Annotated in this window: 12 protein-coding genes; 2 read left to right on the top strand and 10 right to left on the bottom strand. The window is 40.7% G+C overall.

Annotation, left to right across the window (positions count from 1 at the left end; translation table 11 throughout):
• Window positions 1–74 precede the first annotated feature (74 nt).
• From ACZ5Q0_RS12690 to ACZ5Q0_RS12655, 8 genes are all read right to left on the bottom strand, one after another.
• Window positions 75–1,517 carry a TrkH family potassium uptake protein gene (locus ACZ5Q0_RS12690; protein WP_446820303.1) on the bottom strand — a complete coding sequence of 481 codons (1,443 nt, stop codon included), beginning with the start codon at window positions 1,515–1,517 and terminating at the stop codon, window positions 75–77.
• Window positions 1,514–2,869 carry a Trk system potassium transporter TrkA gene (gene trkA / locus ACZ5Q0_RS12685; protein ID WP_446820304.1) on the bottom strand — a complete coding sequence of 452 codons (1,356 nt, stop codon included), beginning with the start codon at window positions 2,867–2,869 and terminating at the stop codon, window positions 1,514–1,516. Before trkA ends, ACZ5Q0_RS12690 begins: the two co-directional genes overlap by 4 nt.
• Before the next feature lie 14 nt (window positions 2,870–2,883).
• Window positions 2,884–3,948 (bottom strand): redox-regulated ATPase YchF, encoded by a 1,065-nt coding sequence (gene ychF, locus ACZ5Q0_RS12680; RefSeq protein WP_446820305.1) that lies wholly within the window; start codon window positions 3,946–3,948, stop codon window positions 2,884–2,886.
• A gap of 538 nt (window positions 3,949–4,486) precedes the next feature.
• The gene (locus ACZ5Q0_RS12675; RefSeq protein WP_446820306.1) at window positions 4,487–5,314 is read right to left on the bottom strand and encodes a PH domain-containing protein; all 828 of its coding nucleotides are present in this window, start codon (window positions 5,312–5,314) and stop codon (window positions 4,487–4,489) included.
• Window positions 5,315–5,326: 12 nt separating this feature from the next.
• The gene (locus ACZ5Q0_RS12670; protein ID WP_446820307.1) at window positions 5,327–6,193 is read right to left on the bottom strand and encodes a 3-hydroxyacyl-CoA dehydrogenase family protein; all 867 of its coding nucleotides are present in this window, start codon (window positions 6,191–6,193) and stop codon (window positions 5,327–5,329) included.
• A gap of 49 nt (window positions 6,194–6,242) precedes the next feature.
• Complete coding sequence (locus ACZ5Q0_RS12665) at window positions 6,243–7,331, bottom strand: 6-phosphofructokinase (RefSeq protein WP_446820309.1); 1,089 nt, start codon at window positions 7,329–7,331, stop codon at window positions 6,243–6,245.
• Between the two features lie 201 nt (window positions 7,332–7,532).
• Window positions 7,533–8,870, bottom strand: a complete 1,338-nt coding sequence (locus ACZ5Q0_RS12660; RefSeq protein WP_446820310.1) for a YheC/YheD family endospore coat-associated protein — start codon at window positions 8,868–8,870, stop codon at window positions 7,533–7,535.
• Between the two features lie 18 nt (window positions 8,871–8,888).
• Window positions 8,889–10,244, bottom strand: coding sequence for a YheC/YheD family endospore coat-associated protein (locus ACZ5Q0_RS12655; RefSeq protein ID WP_446820312.1), 1,356 nt, complete (start codon window positions 10,242–10,244; stop codon window positions 8,889–8,891).
• A gap of 328 nt (window positions 10,245–10,572) precedes the next feature.
• Between ACZ5Q0_RS12655 and ACZ5Q0_RS12650 the strand changes: the two genes are divergently transcribed.
• Both ACZ5Q0_RS12650 and ACZ5Q0_RS12645 read left to right on the top strand, forming a co-directional pair.
• Complete coding sequence (locus ACZ5Q0_RS12650) at window positions 10,573–11,046, top strand: 2-thiouracil desulfurase family protein (protein WP_446820313.1); 474 nt, start codon at window positions 10,573–10,575, stop codon at window positions 11,044–11,046.
• Window positions 11,033–12,022, top strand: coding sequence for a tRNA 4-thiouridine(8) synthase ThiI (locus ACZ5Q0_RS12645; RefSeq protein WP_446820315.1), 990 nt, complete (start codon window positions 11,033–11,035; stop codon window positions 12,020–12,022). Before ACZ5Q0_RS12650 ends, ACZ5Q0_RS12645 begins: the two co-directional genes overlap by 14 nt.
• Before the next feature lie 47 nt (window positions 12,023–12,069).
• On the opposite strand, the gene ACZ5Q0_RS12640 is transcribed toward ACZ5Q0_RS12645, so the two are convergent.
• Both ACZ5Q0_RS12640 and ACZ5Q0_RS12635 read right to left on the bottom strand, forming a co-directional pair.
• Entirely contained in the window at window positions 12,070–12,618 is a 549-nt protein-coding gene (locus tag ACZ5Q0_RS12640; protein ID WP_446820316.1) for a GDSL-type esterase/lipase family protein, read from the bottom strand.
• 31 nt (window positions 12,619–12,649) lie between these two features.
• Complete coding sequence (locus ACZ5Q0_RS12635; protein WP_446820317.1) at window positions 12,650–15,412, bottom strand: UPF0182 family membrane protein; 2,763 nt, start codon at window positions 15,410–15,412, stop codon at window positions 12,650–12,652.
• Window position 15,413: the final 1 nt, after the last annotated feature.

The raw sequence follows: 15,413 nt of genomic DNA, 5'->3' as shown, positions 1-15,413 counted from the left end.
AAAGTGGTACAAAAAGAAATACCAGCTTAAAGCTTGTATAGCTTTAAGCTGGTATCTTTTGTGTTTAGTATATTTTACTCTTTCCAGTACTCGGGAACCAGCATGACTAGAATGGGGTAAATCTCTAGTCTTCCTAGCAGCATAAGTAATGATAGGAGATATTTACCTACATCAGGTATAAAGCTAAAATTTTGGGTAGGCCCCACCAGTCCAAAACCAGGTCCAATATTACCCAAACAAGCTAGTACAGCTGTAGTTCCACTAACGATATCAAGCCCCATCATATTCATAGCCAGTGTTCCCAGTAAAACCAACATTAAATAGAGAAAGAAAAACTGTAATACATTTATTACCAGACTGTCATCCAGTATACGATCTCCAAATCGCAAAGAAACCATGGCTTTGGGATGAATCATTTGCTTTAACTCTATTTTGGCCCTTTGCAACATTATCAGGTAGCGCCCGATCTTTATGCCCCCGGAAGTTGAACCGGCACAGCCCCCTAAAAACATCATCAGGAATAAAATCCCTTTACCCACCGGGGCCCACTGATCAAAATCAGCGCTGGCAAATCCGGTAGTAGTTATAATCGATACTACCTGAAAGGCGGCCGCCCGCACTTTAGGCTCTAATCCGGCTATATGGGTTACCCCGAAAGCCGATATGGCAACTGCCAGTACCACTACTAGGGTATAAAGCACAAACTCCCGGTTTTGAATGTATTGTTTAAATGACCGCTGTTTACCGACCAAATAATGTAAAGAAAAATTGACTCCTCCGATGAACATAAATAATATGATAGTCCATTGAATTAGCGGACTCTGAAAATAGCCTACACTTTGATTTTTAGTGGAAAATCCCCCCGTTGATATGGTGGCAAAGGTATGACAAAAAGCATCAAACAAGTCCATACCAAAACCCCATAATAGTAAAAGCAAAACCACACTAATAAATACATAGGTTTTCCATAGTACCCGGGCAGTCTCACGCACCCGGGGACTTAGTTTACTAGAAACGGGTCCGGGGACTTCGGCACGAAATATTTGATTAGCCCTTACGCCCATACCGACAATAATGGCCACAAAAAGAGCCATTATACCCATTCCTCCCAACCATTGGGTAAGACATCGCCAAAATAATAGGCTATGAGGTAGTGCCTCAACATCGGTTAAAATACTGGCTCCAGTAGTGGTGAATCCGGATACGGTTTCAAATAGTGCATCGGCAAACGATGGAACATAACCACTGAATAAAAATGGCAGGGTACCAAAAAACGAGGCTGCCACCCAGCCCAGGGTCACTACTGCGAAACCTTCCCGGTAATTAAGGTTTTGGTCATGGCGAAAAATCTTGCCTAATAAGTATCCGATTATAATGGTAATGGAGGCTGCTAATAGCAACCTCCATATTATTTCTTCTTCGTAGTATATTGACCAGATAACACAGGTCAACATAGCTACTCCAATAATCACTACAATTTTTCCTACGTAGTTAAGGATTACGGTCGGCCTGATCACCTATGATTACCCCCGTTTACAAAAAGTCGTTCCACTTTGTGGATACTTTTAGGCAGGGTAAATACCATGAGGTGATCGCCTGCCATGATTAGGCTGTTGCCACCAGGTATAATTACCTGACCTTCACGAACAATAGCACCAACTACGGCTCCACTGGGAAACTTCAGACGATATAATTCTTTACCTGTGGCTAGTGATCCAGGCTGTGCCACTAGCTCGATCATCTCTGCATGATCTTCCCCCAAAACAGTAACCGAAACTATATCACCACGGCGGATATATTTTAATATGTACCCGGCAGTAAGTATCCGCGGACTCATAACCACATCTATACCAATCTGCTGCATTAAGGGCATAATATCGGATCGTTTAACCTTGGCTATTGTTTTAGCTGAACCAAGGTTTTTGGCTATAATTGATGATAGTACATTTAGTTTATCGTCATTAGTTACAGCTATAAAGAGGTCAGATTGCCCTACGTTTTCTGACTCTAACAGATCCAGATCGCTGCCATCACCGTTAATAACCAAAGCATTTTTTAGCCGGGCGGAAACTTCCCGAGCCCTTTTTAAATCCTTTTCAATTATTTTAATATTTAGCGGAAATTTTCCCTGTTCCAGAATATGGGCTAAATAAAAGCCAGTTCTGCCAGCTCCCAGAATGGTCAGGTTCTCTATACGCTTTTTTGGTATTCCAAAAGAACGCTGTACCTCGGGTATTTCATCAGTATTAGCCATGATATATATGTGGTCACCAACACGGATTACCTCATTCCCATCCGGCACAATGGTATGTTGTTTACGGATAATAGAGACAATAACAAATTTAGCCGTATCAAGGTCCTTAATTTTTTGTCCGGCAATAGGCATATGGGCTTCCACCAGTAATTCCACCAGTTGTACCCGACCATCAGCATAATAGTCTACACTTAAAGCGGCAGGGTTTTTAATAATTTTAGAAATCTCCAAAGCAGTTACCCTTTCTGGGTTTATAATCAGGTCAATGCCCAGTAAGGATTTGGGAGAAAAGTGTGGTGTTTCTACATACTCCGGGTTTCTAACCCGGGCCACTGTAGTTTTAACCCCATATTGCTTGGCCAGTAAACAGGCTATCATATTTAACTCATCCGCTTCAGTAACTGCTACTACCATATCAGCCTGTTTGACACCTGCATCTTCTAAAACCGGCCAGGAAGCACCACTACCATTAATAACCTGAACATCTAGTTCCTGGTCAATTAACTGGCTGCGTTCCTCTTCCTGCTCGATAACCACAACATCGTGCTCTTCGCTAGACAATAACTGGGCTATGCTAAAGCCTACCTTTCCAGCACCGATAATGATACATTTCATCTGTCATCTTACCCCTAAACATTAAATCTGAAATGAACTATATCTCCATCCTTGACTATATATTCTTTGCCCTCCAGACGGAATAGTCCCTTTTCTTTTACACCATTCATACTACCCATTTCATTAAGATCCTGATAGTCAACCACTTCTGCGCGAATAAATCCTCGTTCGATATCGGAGTGTATTTTGCCAGCCGCTTTTTTAGCATTTGTTCCCTTTTCAATAGTCCATGCTTTAACTTCATCTTCCCCTACCGTAAAGAACGATATTAAACCTAGACGCTGGTACATACTACGAGATATTTTTACAATACCAGGCTGTTCGATACCTATCTCGTTCATAAATATTTCCCGCTCATCAGGCTCTAACTCCTGTATCTCCTTTTCTATTTCTGCGGATATTTCCAGGACTGGAATATTGTGTTCCTGGGAATAGTTAAGAACCTCTTCTTTTCCCGCATAGCCATTTACTAATTGATCTTCCGATACATTAAGACACACTAGTAAAGGTTTTACAGTTAGTAACTGATAGTTTTTCACTATTTCGCTTTCTTCTTCATTAAGCTCCACCGATGAAATCTGCTGCTCGTTTTCAACTGCATTTTGCATACGCTTGAGCAGGTTTAATTCGTTTAACATTTGATTTTTCTTTTTATTAGCTTCAATTCTATCTATACGCTTTTCGATAAGGTCTAAATCTGCTAATAATAATTCGTATAAAATAGTTTCTATATCAGTTACCGGATCAATTTTATCGCTCATTAATGGAACATTGGCATCATCAAAAACCCTGACCACCATTAAGAGTGCGTCGGCCCGGCGGACAGAATCTAAAAATAAGCTGGCGGATTTTTCGCCACCTGGTACCAGTCCCGGAATATCAACCACCTCTAGCTGGGCATAGGTGGTTTTTTTCGGCTTAAAAAGTTCAGATAAATAATCAATCCGATTATCTGGAATCCGGGCAATAGCTGTATTAGTTTTAGCACCACCCTGATTTCTATTACCTCTATTTTCAGTCATTAAATCAAAAATTGTACTTTTACCTACCATGGGCATGCCTATAATACCGAGTTGCACGCATTTCAAATCCTTTCCTGTAAATAACTCAAATCATATTATATATTGCTAGTATTGAAAAAACCAGTATATCACTTTACTTCCCATTGAAACTGTTCTGACACAAATTAATCTTGATTAATATTGTTATTTTACCACCATATAAACAAGGTCTAACTCTCATGTAAACATTTGCTTATGCTCTGGAAACACCAATATAATAGGCTCCTTAAGAAATTACTACCATACAGTAAACAGTTGCTTAGCAAAGGTTAGACCTCCTTAGCTTACTACCATTAGATGGTGAATTGAATTACATAGATAGCTATTATCCAGGGGCGGTCCTTTGATGTAGGGCCAATAAATAGCATAATTTTTTTAGTGGCTAAATTTTAGTGGCTAAACATTTGTTTAATTATTAATTAGTAGCTTCAATCCGGCCTGTTGTTTACGCCAAAACACCTGGCTTGGATTGAGTTTGTCCTAGTATAAACATTTGTTAAGATCAAGATTGTTAGCATAAAAACTTAGCTAATCCCCTTTAGCCAGGTTCACTTATTTATAGACTTATTTCTGACAGGGATAGGATCAAAAAAATACCGGTAACTGCAATACCAACAAGTAATAAAATATAGCCCCCTTGACTGCTAAACTGATACAACCGTCCGGCATTACCAATATTAAAGAAAAACAAGGCTATGGCCAATACCAGTAATAGTATCACTAAGCGGGGAGCACCTGACCCAGGATAGAACAGACCTAGATAAACAGTAAATACCGCAATAAAAATCAGGTTTAGCCAAAATAATAACCGGTAGAAGTTGTCTTCCTGCATACTTTTACCCTTAACTTCTACCGGAACCTGGTCCATATTAACTATGGTTATTTCTTTTCCAGATCGCTGTGCTATTTCACCTATTAGGGTTTGATCCTGCGGGGTAATACCAAAAAATCCACGTTCTGTTTTTAGATAAATAAACCCTTTTTGCGGATGAGTAGCATACATGCGAGCCGGACCCAGGCCTTTTATTGAGTATAACCCGATCATATATCCGGGCCAGCTTGCCCCCAGAATGGAAAAAAGGTTGCTTTTACCTGTTACTTTAATAATTTCGTTAATGTCACTCCAGGGTACTCTAATAGTTCGTAATCCCCATTTAATTGCCAGGTGGTTGGACTCCGTCCGGTATCCCATACTTAACGCTCCTACGATAAGGATTATGTAAACTGCTAAAAACACATAGGCCGGAATGAGTAGTGCAGTTCGTAAAGTTTGCTGACTAGGCCCCAGCGAATAGTCTATCCCCCAAAAAGTAAACCCAAAAATAAAAATCCCTAGCAAAATCCCGATCCAGGCTCCATAAGATTTTTCTACCGGATAATCCATAGAAACCCTCCTTTAAGATTGATTCTTCGGTTCTTTGTAGTTATAAAAACCCTTACCACTTTTACGGCCTAAATATCCGGCTCGTATCATAGTAGAAAACAAGTTGTGGGGACGGTATTTAGGATCGCGAAACTCATTATAAAAGGTAAGCGTAACTGAGTAGAGGGTATCAAGTCCGATTATATCTGCCATTTCCAATGGCCCCATCGGCATGCCGGCACCTAACCTCATGGCCATATCAATATCTTCCTTACCGGCCACCCCTTCGCCTAATGCAAAAATAGCTTCATTAAGATAAGGTACCAGGATACGATTAACCACAAACCCAGGGCTTTCACGCTGAACCAGTATCTCTTCTTTGCCAAGATTGCGTACGAATTCCCGCGCCTTGTTAATAGTATCGTTGGAAGTATCCATTCCCTTAATTAATTCTACCAGGCGCATAGATGTTACCGGTTTAAAAAAGTGCATCCCCAGCACCTGGTCCTTTCGCCGGGTGGAAGCGGCTATTTCGGTTATAGATAGCGAGGAAGTATTGGTGGCCAGAATAGTATGTGCTGGACAGAGGTGGTCCAATTCAGCAAATATCTGCTTTTTTACGGCTATATTTTCTACCACTGCTTCTATAACCAGATCAGCGTCCCTAACTATGGAAAGGTCAGTACATCCTTGAATGCGTTCTAGTGTTTGTTTCTTTTGCGTGGTAGAGATTACTCCTTGCTCCACCATTTTCTCCAGGCTTTTTTTAATCGTATTTAATCCGTCTTTGACAATTCCCATCTGCAGATCCCGTAAAATAACCTTATATCCCCCCTGGGCAGCTACCTGGGCTATACCTGCCCCCATTATGCCAGCCCCCAGTACCGCAACTGTTTTCATTTCTTTACAGACCCTCCCATTTTTTCCCTAAAAACTAATTGAGTTTTAATTAATCGCCAAAATTAATTCCCAATGCTTTGGCAGCGTGTACCATGTCCCCTTCGGGTGGTACTTTGCGAATATCTTTAATAGCATCATGCAATGGTACCTCAGTAATATCACTGCCTCTTAGACTTACCATAGTACCAAATTTACGACGGATAAAATTGTCCACTGCCGCTACTCCGTAGCGGGTACCTAGAATTCGGTCATAAGGAATGGGGGAACCACCCCGTTGCAGATGACCTAGAACCGTCACCCTGGTTTCAACTCCGGTCTTTTCTTCAAGATCCTTACTTACTTCCTGACCTATTCCTCCTAATCTAATAGGATCGTGACTGGTGGGAACTAATTTTTGTATTACCATTTCCCCACCTTCTGGACGTGCTCCTTCAGCCACTACAATAATGCTGAATTTTTTTCCCTGTTCATAACGGTGCCTGATTTTAGCGATTATTGCATCGATGTTATATGGTATTTCGGGAATTAAAATAACATCAGCACCTCCGGATATACCGGCATGGAGTGCAATCCACCCCGCATATCGGCCCATAACTTCAAGAATCATCACCCGATGATGAGATTCAGCCGTGGTATGCAGCTTGTCCAGTGCATCAGAAGCTGTATTTACAGCAGTATGAAAACCAAAAGTTACATCAGTAGCTGATAAATCATTGTCGATAGTTTTGGGAACACCAATAATAGGTAATCCCTTTTGGTGAAACTCATAGGCAATACTCAAACTTCCGTCTCCACCAATAACTACTAGCCCATCCAGCCCTAGTTTAGAAATATTTTCTATGGACTGGTCGGAACAATCCCTATATTCACCATTACCGGATGGATCCAGATAATGAAAAGGATTATCACGGTTGGTAGTACCCAGTATAGTGCCGCCCGTATGTCCTATGCCTGAAACTGATGCTAAGGTAAGTTCACGGTAATTATTTTCCACTAATCCTTTAAAACCATCAATAAAACCAACTACTTCAATATCATGTTGAATAATGGCATTTTTAGTTACTGCCCTTATTACAGCATTTAATCCCGGGCAGTCTCCTCCCCCGGTTAAAACTCCAATTCTTTTAATAGATCGCATATTATAACCTCCTGGGATTTGTCAAATGTTATAGTAAATATTAGGTGGGTATTAACCCACCTTTTATTATACTGAATATTTCGGTGCCCGGATTCAAATTCCTGTAGATTAACCAGGTTTTTCTACTGGATCTGGTTTATTAATATACTTTAATACACTTTCCTTCAAGAAAATAACCTTAACGATAGTTGTGCTTTGCTATTAGAATCCCGCTAAATAGATACTATATTCAAGCGGACGTTTAAAAGCATTACGCATAATTACCCGGGACATTTCTGTTTCAGTGGTTTTCCTTGGTTTGGAGTTTACTTCAATAAGCCAGGGATGACCATCATTATCAATACCTATATCCAATCCTAATTCTCCAAAAGTTCGGCGCGTCACTATTTCTACCGTCTCCGCTATAGTCTGACATATTTCCTTTATTTCCCGGTTCTTTTGATCAATAATATTAGGTTTTCTAAACAAATAGCGCATTACTTTTTTACTAGATACCGCCCGTCCCCCGCTGCTTAGGTTGGAAACAACACTTCCCCGGGCGGCTACTCGTACAAACTTTTTACCGATCTGCCACTGTCCATGCCTGTTTTTCTGATAGATAATGCGTAAATCAAAAGGAGATCCCCGGTAAGTAGCCAGGGGAATGCCCTGTTGCACAATATAAGGCTTACCACTACGAAAGGAACGGGTCTTTTTCATGAGTTGAGTTGCACTATCCGCCTGACTACGCATTCGTTTACGGCGATGTACCACATAACGCAATACCCCCCGCTCATCTCTGGTAACTTTAATAATTCCCAGTCCCAAACTCCCATTACTAGGTTTAAGGTATAAGGTTTTATATTTACTTAACATTTCCTCTAAGTTTTCGGTAGTTAACGGCTTAGTTTCTGGAAGATGTGGTTTTAACCGGAAATTGTTTTCTAACATTTGATGGACCTGCCACTTATTTAAAAAAAATGGATTAAAATATTTCAGGTAAGGTAATTCCATTAGCTTTTTTTTAGTTTCCTTGATAAGTTGGCGAGCTTCCCCTTTCCTACTAGCTATACGGTCATAAACTACATCTGGTAGTGGGTAGATGGCTGATACCCACACTCCCCTTTCTGGTGAGACCTGCCGGTAAACATAACCCCTGGTAGTTTTATTAGTCCAGTTTATCGAATTAGGAGTAAAAATATAGACCTGTCCGGGCAAAATTTTACCTACATTACTTAGAAAAATTAATTCAGCCTGTACACTGGTGGGGTCAAATTCGCCTTTATTAGGCAAAAAGGTGGACAGAATTCCGATAGTAGGTCCTAAATGGAGCATTTCAGCATGAGCATCATATCTTAACTGCATTTTTTTCCTTTTTTTAATATAAAGAGCACCTGCCAGGGTTGGGGAAAGCATATAGGTCGAACGATCATTGTTTTTAATTATTAATTCAGTGTTTAATATAATATGTCCGGCACGAATAGTAATGACCGGTTTTTCAGGTAATCCCAATTTAGTTGCCAAAATTTTAGAAATATATATCTTCCCTATTGTTTTCATTAATTTTGAAACCCCTTTCTACTCGAAATGGGCTAAATAACGGCAGTATAACATTGGTTTGGTTACGGAGCGCAGGCGGGTATCTTTTTCTCCAATCAAATTGAAAACCTGTCGGGCTGGTCGTAAATTGGCTTCGATAAACCAGGCTTTACCATTTTTATCTATCCCAATATCAACACCCATTTCTCCACACTGCCCAATTGATTTTTCAATAGTTTTAGCTGCTTCTACCGACACAAAATGGAGCTGTTTTAGTATATCTATCCTCTGCTCTTCATTAGAAAAGTGTTTTCTAAGTACAGTTTCTACTTTGCTCCCGCTACCACCCGCCGAAATATTACTAGTAATGGAACCCTTTCTACCTATTCGGCAGGCCATGCCAGTAACACTCCATTCCCCGGTATGATCTTTTTGCACTATAATCCTTACATCAATAATATTGCCTTCCGCCCGAATTAGATTAATCTGCTTTTGAATGATATAAGTCCGGTTGCCCATAACCCGGCGTAATGAATTTTTTAGCTGGCTAAGACTAGTCGCACTTCCTTTTATAGGCTGATTGTTTAGTTGATATTGATAAGTGTAGCTTTTACCATTTTTTGACCGGGTAACTTTTATAATATTTTTCCCCTGGGAACCGGTAACCGGTTTTAGGTAAACCGCCTGGTATTTGTTGATCATACGGTCAACTTGCTGGAAACTTTTCACTAATCGGGTATCAGGAATATAGGGGACTAGATCGGGATTTTCCCTAATAATTTTGTGAGTCTCCCATTTTCCAATCAGGCAGGAGTTTAAAAATTTTATCCCCATTTTTTCTAAACGCCGGCGGATTTGCTGTTTTGACGAAGTATATGCCCTGGCTCGAGGGTAAATAACATCTGGCATGGGAAAGCTAGATTTTTTCCAGCCATTTTTTCCATAGGTATACCCGGTAATATTATTCCTTTTCCAGTTAACTCCTTGAGGGCTAAAAGCAAAACATATTTCGCCCATCTGTTTACCCGCCGTTAATAACTGACGTATAAAAAAGCTCTGCCCCCCAAAGGGCTTCCCAGGTGTCTGATACACATCAGACATGATTCCCACTACTGGTCCGATACGTATTTTCCCGGGTTGGGCAGTAAAACCATACAGCTGTGTTTTTGATTTAATATATAATTGGCGTATGGTGGCCGGGTTTAAAACGATATCTGCACCTTCCGAGAGCTTACGAATTAACATTCTTAGTTCTTTACTCACCTGTCCGACGGATAGTCTTACCTTTTCTCCAGGAATCAGATTGTACTGTTTGGCTAGACTTTGGCTTACCATTATGGTACTTGTATCCAACCGGGACGAAGATACAATACGGATAAGCTGAAATTTTTTCATAGTCAACTCCACCCTAATAAGTTGTATCTTATGATATGAAAACAGACCACTATTTGCTAATATAAAACCATATTAGGTGTATGCTTTGATCATATAATGGGGTACTACAACCTGCCCTCGGCAATGTGGCATAGATCCTTACGGTTGTGATAAATTTAAGCAGGGCTATACTTAATAGTAAGCTTCCCCGATATTAATAAACTAAGGATATTGCTATATGTTTATAATTAAACTAATTTAATAAGGTAAAGGCTATCTTGCCCATCCTTAAGATTGGGATTGCATAAAGATTTGCTTATAGAGAGTGGCATTGTTAAGGAGTGATAGCGTGAAAATAATAAGTGCTTGTTTATGCGGCATTGATTGTAAATACAATGGAGAGAATAATCGTCATCCACTATTTGTTCAACTATATAAAAAAGGCGAAGTACTCCCAGTCTGTCCTGAGCAATTAGGGGAACTTCCTACCCCCCGTCCGGCTAGCGAAATTCAAAATGGTAGCGGGGAAGAAGTATTATTAGGACGCAAAAAAGTCATGACTAAAGATGGACAGGACGTAACTACTTTTTTTATAGCCGGGGCTAAAAGAACCCTGAAATTGATTAAACCGTACCCGGTAGACTTAGTAATCTTTAAAAGCCGCAGCCCATCCTGCGGAGTAGGGAAAGTTTATGACGGGAGTTTTTCCGGGAATTTACGCCCTGGGGACGGAGTGGCAACTGCTTTTTTAAAGAAAAACGGTTATAAAGTAGTAAGTGATGAAGAATATCTCAAGGAGGTTGGCACCGGTGAAAGCCATTAGCCTGTTCTCAGGTGGTCTTGATTCCCAACTAGCAGTAAAAGTAATTCAAAACCAGGGTATTACTGTAGTGGGGTTAAACTTTATTAGCCCCTTTTTTGGAGCTGATGAACGTACTTTTTGTGCTGCAGAGCAGCTGGGAATAGAACTGCTTACGAAAAAAATTGATCATGAATATATGAATAATGTGTTGCGAAACCCGGTCTATGGTTATGGTAAGCATATGAACCCTTGCATAGACTGTCATGCCTATATGCTGCGAAAAGCTGGTGATATGATGCAGGAGCAGGAGGCTTCGTTTTTAATTACTGGTGAAGTTTTAGGACAAAGACCTATGAGTCAGAACCGATCGGCTCTTAAATCAGTAGAAAAGCTATCCGGTTATGGCGGCTATATTCTTCGCCCCCTGTCAGCCCGCCTACTGGACCCTACCATACCGGAAACGGAAGGCTGGTTGGATCGCAACCAGCTGCTGGATATAAATGGGCGTGGCCGGGGTCGGCAAATTGAACTAGCTGAAAAATTTGGCATAAAAGAATATCCTTCGCCGGCAGGAGGTTGTCTGCTTACCGAAGAAAATTTCGCCCGGCGTCTCGAAAAAATGTTGGCTTTAAAGGACGTACCCCTACCTGAAGACATGGATATTCTAAAGTTAGGTCGCCACTTTTACCTGGATGAACATCACCTACTAGCAGTAGGACGTAACTTTTCGGAGAATGAATGTTTACAAAAAGTCACCCTTCCCGGTGATCATTTATTAAAAGTAGCTGATCGCCCTGGACCGCTAGGTTTATTACGAGCCATTAATGCTGTTTTTGATAGTAGCCATCTGGAATATGCCGCTTCAATTGTGGCTCGCTATAGTGATGCCCGGAAGGAACCGGTAGCCCGGGTTAAAATCCTGACCTATGATGATAACCTTATCAAAATACTCGAAATACCCCCTCTAAAACCAGACCAGATACCTGCCATGGTATAAAAAAAAGCCCTCCTTCTAAAATAGAGAGAGGGCTTTTTAAATTAAGTCTATTTAAATAGGTTTAAGTCTATCTGTCTGAATATGGCCTGGTATCCTTCCCGGGTAGGATGTCCACCATCCGGAAGCAATAATTCAGTTTTTACTTCCCCCCGCTCATTATAAAAAGCCTGGTGAAAATCAATCACTTGTAAGCCTTTTTGATCAGCAAAGCGGTGTATCCATTCCCGAATCCGCATTATATTTCTCTCGTAACAAGGTTCATCTACTGCAGTAGGAGTACCCATAATAACAGTAATACCTTGGTTAAGAGCATTTTCTACTATGATCTTAAGATTTAATACAATACGATCAAAAGATTCCTGGCCTAAAACGTCATTGATTCCCCCCATAATAATCATATGGGTAGGGTGATGCTTTTGTACTACCCTATCAAAACGGAAAAGCATATCACCAGTAGTATTACCGTTGACTCCCTGGTTAATGACCGGCTGGTTTAATGCCTGGCCAAGCATTTCCACCCAGGAATCTTGATGTCCGTAAGGAAAACCCCAGGTTATACTGTCTCCCAGGCACACAATCTTTTTATCCCTATTCATCTTATTCCCCCTATGACCGGTGCCATCCATTTTAAACCGTTTGGTTAGTTAATTCCTCTAATTCACGGATAACTTTATTTAACTTATCGATATTTTCACCATATCCAGCCCAATCGCCTTCTTTTAGCCTTGTATTGGCCCGGTCGTAATACTGACGGGCCTGCTCAGCCAGTTCTTTTACTGTGCTCGGAGTAGTGTCTTTATCACCAGGTGTATCTTCTGTAGACACGGCCGGGCTGCCTTCTCCAAATAATCGAATCAAAGCCTGATCCAAAGAAGGTTCCATAACAATTTTATTACCAAAACCAGCAATTACTCGTTTCAGTTCAGGCAACCTGCCATTGTCGGCCTGCAAGTAAAGTGGTTCCACATAAAGTATGGAATTATTCATGGGGATTACCAGTAAGTTACCACGATAGGTGGTAGAACCCCTTTGCCCCCACAAAGTTAATTGTTGGGATATCTCAGTATTCTGGTTTACCCTGGCCTCAATCTGTTCAGGTCCATATATCGAATCCTGTTTAGGGAAATTATAAACCAGCATTTTGCCGTAATGGTCCCCATCCATACGAGCGGCCATCCAGGCTACCATGTTAGGTCTACTCTTAGGAGTAAACGGCATCATTAGGATATACTCAGCCTCTTCCTCGCCCGGCAAACGCATAATTATATAATAAGGCTCCATTTTTCGGGGTTTATCTTCCACTATCTCGGTCGGAATAATCCAGGGGTCTTCTTTGTTATAGAATACCCAGGGATCAGTCATGTGGAAAGTCTGGTACATTTCTGCCTGTACTCCAAAAAGATAAGAGGGATAACGCACATGGGCTTTTAGACCCTCAGGCATTTCACTAAGGGGTTGATAAAGCCCCGGAAAGATTCGGCTATAAGTTTTTATAATAGGATCTTTATCATCCGCAATATAAAAAGTCATTTCGCCGGTATAAGCATTACATATTACCTTTACTGAATTACGAATATAATTTATGCCCTGACGGTCAAAAGGCTGGGAATACGGATATTTATTGGAAGCTGTATAGGCATCCAACATCCAGTACAAATTACCATCATTACTGACAACTATATAAGGATCACGGTCAAAGGATAGATACGGGGCAATTTTGGCTATCCTCTGGGTAATATTCCTATTCATTAAAACCTGGCTGGAATTATTAATATCAGAGGATAAGATCATTTTATAATCCTTTAATACCCAGCTAAATATTAAACGGCGGCTAAAAGAGTTAATCTTAATCCCATTTTTGCTCTGATAAGTTGTATAAATATTCTGATCGCCCATAGGATAATCGAACTCTTGTTGCTTAGTATTAACGATAACATATGAATTAGTTCGTTCTCCGAAATATATTTCGGGTCTTTTAACTTTGACATCCGTAGTGAATTTAGGAGGGATATCCTTCATAAAAAATTCGGGGAAGCCCTCTTCAGCTACTTCATTAACTGGACTCATCACCACTCCATAACCATGGGTATACATTAACCTCTGGTTAATCCAGGTTTGGGCCTGAGGCGGCAGTTCTTCCTGATCGATTTCCCGGGCAGCCAGCATAACTTGCCGATATTGGCCATCGACCACATAGCGATCAATATCTACATCCTCAAAAACATAGTAGGGACGTAATTGCTGCAGGTTTTTATAAGTGGTTTTTAAGGGATCCCAGTCCCATAGACGAATGTTATCGATGGTACTCTTCAACTCAGGATCGTTTATATCTAAATCATAATCAATATTAAAGACCCGGTTTTCTGCTCTGTCCAGGGCATAAGCTTGCCGGGTAAAGGCAATGGCATTTTCAATATAAGGACGTTCTTTATTGAATTCGTTAGGTTGAACAATAAGCTTCTGAATAAGGGTAGGATATACACCATTTAAAACTACAGCCAGTACAATCCAGGCCGCAATACTTATAACAATCCAGTTTATCTTGCGCACGAAAATATTAGCCAGGATTACTGCAGCTACTACCAGTGATACTACTAGTAATACTTTATAGGCGAGCAAACGGGCATGAATATCAGAGTAAGTGGCCCCGTAAACAATTCCACTCGGCGAAAACAGAAGATCATAGGAGGCTAGTTTGTATCCCCATGCCTTAAGGGTAAAAATAGCCGCTACCAGTATTGCCAGATGTCCCTTGGCAAAGGAAAACTCCCGCCACTTGCCCAGCAAAGCGGCTGAACTGGCATTTAGCACATAGATTACAGCCATAACAACGGTGAGTATAACCAGAGCTGACATAAGGGTATTATATATAAATTGATAAAAGTTAAGGTTAAAGAAATAAAACCCCAGGTCCTTATTAAATAATGGGTCGGTGGTTCCCACTGAAACCCGGTGGATAAATTGTTGTACGATTATCCAACTATCAGAGTTAACCGAACTTACCATAAAAGCACCTAAAAAGCTTATGCCTAAAAATACCCATTTAGATGTGGCCCCTTTTAAAAACTGTTTCCAGGGAGTATTGTCAGGGTTAAGATAAATAATATCCCGTCCCTCATCATTTTGAAAGGGGCGATCATCATGACGACCTAGTTCCTTACGACTGATCTGCAGGTTTATAAAAAATAGTGCAAATGTAAACAGAAAAATAGCTATATATAGTCCGACCCTATTTAGAAGAATAGTAGTAAAAACCTTTTGGAAATGGACTGAGGCAAACCATAACCAGTCAACATACAGGCGGGATACTAAAGAAATGGCGCCTAACACCACCAGTAGTATAACCAGCTTTACAGTGCTGCTCATCGATCCTAACCGATTTTGATCCATC

The sequence above is a fragment of the Syntrophomonas erecta subsp. sporosyntropha genome, from assembly GCF_055395365.1.
Note: the sequence above shows the minus strand (reverse complement) of the source record. Positions and strands in the feature narration are given on the sequence as shown.

What these genes read in the sequence shown, in the direction of transcription:
- trkA (WP_446820304.1), bottom strand. Translation starts at nt 2,869, where the DNA reads ATGAAATGTATCATTATCGGTGCTGGAAAGGTAGGCTTTAGCATAGCC.
- ACZ5Q0_RS12640 (WP_446820316.1), bottom strand. Translation starts at nt 12,618, where the DNA reads ATGAATAGGGATAAAAAGATTGTGTGCCTGGGAGACAGTATAACCTGG.
- ACZ5Q0_RS12665 (WP_446820309.1), bottom strand. Translation starts at nt 7,331, where the DNA reads ATGCGATCTATTAAAAGAATTGGAGTTTTAACCGGGGGAGGAGACTGC.
- ACZ5Q0_RS12660 (WP_446820310.1), bottom strand. Translation starts at nt 8,870, where the DNA reads ATGAAAACAATAGGGAAGATATATATTTCTAAAATTTTGGCAACTAAA.
- ACZ5Q0_RS12655 (WP_446820312.1), bottom strand. Translation starts at nt 10,244, where the DNA reads ATGAAAAAATTTCAGCTTATCCGTATTGTATCTTCGTCCCGGTTGGAT.
- ACZ5Q0_RS12635 (WP_446820317.1), bottom strand. Translation starts at nt 15,412, where the DNA reads ATGGATCAAAATCGGTTAGGATCGATGAGCAGCACTGTAAAGCTGGTT.
- ACZ5Q0_RS12670 (WP_446820307.1), bottom strand. Translation starts at nt 6,193, where the DNA reads ATGAAAACAGTTGCGGTACTGGGGGCTGGCATAATGGGGGCAGGTATA.
- ACZ5Q0_RS12675 (WP_446820306.1), bottom strand. Translation starts at nt 5,314, where the DNA reads ATGGATTATCCGGTAGAAAAATCTTATGGAGCCTGGATCGGGATTTTG.